Source organism: Mesorhizobium sp. M7A.F.Ca.CA.002.04.1.1, assembly GCF_004022805.1.
In the GTDB taxonomy this organism is placed as follows: Bacteria; Pseudomonadota; Alphaproteobacteria; order Rhizobiales; family Rhizobiaceae; genus Mesorhizobium; species Mesorhizobium ciceri.
Genome location: NZ_RZPL01000765.1, coordinates 1 through 2,583, shown reverse-complemented (window position 1 = coordinate 2,583; position 2,583 = coordinate 1). Strand labels below are relative to the sequence as shown.

The 2,583-nt window shown below is 62.9% G+C and carries 4 protein-coding genes; 1 reads left to right on the top strand and 3 read right to left on the bottom strand.

The features are described 5' to 3' along the window. From fmt to def, 3 genes are all read right to left on the bottom strand, one after another. The coding region (gene fmt / locus ENZ75_RS28090) for a methionyl-tRNA formyltransferase (RefSeq protein ID WP_128278480.1) at positions 1–918 on the bottom strand (918 nt) is incomplete at its 3' end. 116 nt (positions 919–1,034) lie between these two features. Next, positions 1,035–1,277 (bottom strand): plasmid stabilization protein, encoded by a 243-nt coding sequence (locus tag ENZ75_RS28085; RefSeq protein ID WP_244506880.1) that lies wholly within the window; start codon positions 1,275–1,277, stop codon positions 1,035–1,037. 68 nt (positions 1,278–1,345) lie between these two features. Beyond that, positions 1,346–1,876: a peptide deformylase gene (gene def / locus ENZ75_RS28080; RefSeq protein WP_063169729.1), complete on the bottom strand. Its 531-nt coding sequence runs from the start codon at positions 1,874–1,876 to the stop codon at positions 1,346–1,348. Positions 1,877–1,979: 103 nt separating this feature from the next. Here def and rmuC point away from each other — a divergent pair. Further along, the coding region (gene rmuC / locus ENZ75_RS28075; protein ID WP_128278479.1) for a DNA recombination protein RmuC at positions 1,980–2,583 on the top strand (604 nt) is incomplete at its 3' end.

Genomic DNA, 2,583 nt, shown 5'->3' with positions numbered 1-2,583 from the left:
GTGCAGGAATTCCGACGCGGCAGCGGGCTTTCCGCCCGCCCGTTGAACTTCGACCAGCCTGATCGCGCCTGCCCCGCAGGCGACCGTCAGCCGGTCATCGAGAATTCCTCCCGACTCGCCCAAATCTTCCGAAGGCGACAGGCCTTGCGACAGCGTCGAGCGAAGCAGTTTCAGCCGCTCCTGGCGGCCGCCAATTCCTATCTCCGACCAGGCGCCGGGAAAGGGCGACAGGCCGCGAATATGATTGTGGACCTCACTTGCCGAGCGAGTCCAGTCCACGCGAGTCTCGGATTTATCGATTTTCTTGGCGTAGGTCACCCCATCCACAGCTTGTGTGGTGAATGTCAGCGTATTCCTTTCCAGTCGCGCCAGCGCTTCCACCATCAAGGCAGCACCGACACTCATCAACCGATCATGCAGATCGCCGGCTGTCATATCGGGTTCGATAGCGCATTTTTCAACCAGCCCGACCGGACCGGTGTCCAGGCCCTCTTCCATGCGCATCACCATCATGCCGCTTTCCAGGTCTCCGGCCATGATGGCGCGCTGGATGGGGGCGGCGCCGCGCCAGCGCGGCAGAAGCGACGCATGGCCGTTGACGCAGCCGAGCCGGGTTGCCTCCAGAACCGCCTTCGGCAGCAGCAAACCATAGGCGACGACCACCGCCACATCGGCCTGCAAGGCGCGAAAAGCGGCCTGTTCGGCCTCGCCTTTGAGCGAAACCGGCGTCCGCACCTCGATGCCCAGTCGCTCCGCCTCGCGCTGCACCGGCGACGGCGTCAGCTCCAGTCCGCGTCGTCCGGCAGCGCGCGGCGGCTGGGTATAGACGGCTGATATCTCATGGCCAGCCTCGGCGATCGCGCGCAAGGTCGGCACCGAAAACTCCGGCGTGCCCATGAAGATGACGCGAAGGGGCATTTTTTCTTCTGGTATCCTGTCTTCTTGCTCGCGCAGTGTGCCGGCTCAGGCATCCGCTTCAAACGGGTTTACGAGCTTCAGGTCAAGGCCGTCGAAGTCGCGGGACGACCGTCGCGCTATCTTTCCGCTTCGATCTTCTCCATGATTTCCGCGTATTCATCGCCAATTGCGCTTTCAGATACGAAAGCCGAGCGAATTGCAGCCCACGCCGAGAGGCTCGACTCCTCTCGGGCCGGCCTCTCCGCAACTATGCCTTTGCGCAGAAGGCCGATGGCCTTGTCCGAGACGCTCTGGCCGACCTCGCGCGCCGCCAGTTCGATCTCGCGCTTCAAAGGCTCAGGAATGTCCCTGATCAGCATGTCGACCGTCGGCATCTCCATTTGGTGGCAATCCTGCCGACAATAGGCCTGGAGGGGACTCCCGTACCTTATCCCGCGAGCTTGCCCGGCGCCTTGTCCCTGGCGAGCTTCTTGAATTTCTTTACCACCATGTCGCGCTTCAGCTTCGAGATGTGATCGATGAACAGGACGCCATTGAGGTGGTCGATCTCGTGTTGCAGGCAGGTCGCCATCAACCCCTCGGCCTCTATCTCCTGCAATTTGCCGTCGCGGTCGAGATATTTGACCCGCACGGCGGCGGGGCGTTCGACCTCGGCGTAATAATCCGGGATCGACAGGCAGCCTTCCTCATAGACGGAGCGCGCATCGGCGCTCTCCAGGATTTCCGGATTGATGAAGACATGCGGCGCCGGCGTCTCGTCTTCCTTGGCGAGATCGATCACCAGCAAGCGCAGCGGCTCGCCGATCTGGATTGCCGCCAGCCCGATGCCCGGCGCTTCATACATGGTCGCCAGCATGTCGTCGGCTAATTTGCGCAAAGGCGCGTCGACACGCTCTACGGGCTTGGAAACCTGGCGCAGGATGGGGTCGGGAAGGATGATGAGCGGCTTGATCGGCATGGCGTTCCACCTAAGACCTCCAGCGAAACGCGTCAACCGGTTGGCATCAGGCGCGTTCACGTTTTGATCTGTGCTATCGCGGCGAATCGTCTATGCTGTCCACATGAATGATTTGAGCACCATCCTTTCGGAGCCTGTCGCCCGGCTTGGCGCCACAACGATCACGCTCGGCCATGCGCTGGCCTTCGGCGTTTTGCTGTTTCTGGCCCTGTTCGTGGCGCTGGTCATTGCGTTGTGGCGGTCGGCCAAGGCGCGCGCCGTGGCGGCCGCGGAAGCCGCCGATCATGCCCGCGATGCGGAAGTGCGGATGGCCGGCATTCTGCAAAGCCAGGCCGAAATGCAGGGCCGCATGGGCGCCATTGCGGAAGTGTTCGGCGCACGGCAGGCGGAACTGACGCAATCGATCGGCCAACGCCTCGACGCCATGACCGGCCGGCTCGGCCAGACCATGACCGAGCAGACCAAATCCACGCATGAGAGCCTGGCCAAATTGCAGGAACGGCTGGCGATCATCGACGTCGCGCAAGGCAACATCCAGTCGCTCGCCGGCCAGGTCGTGCAATTGCAGGCGATCCTCTCGAACAAGCAGACGCGCGGCGCGTTCGGCCAGTCGCGCATGGAGGCGATCGTTGCCGACGGCCTGCCGCACGGTGCCTATGAGTTCCAGGCGACGCTGTCGAACGGCAGCCGGCCCGACTGCCTGGTGA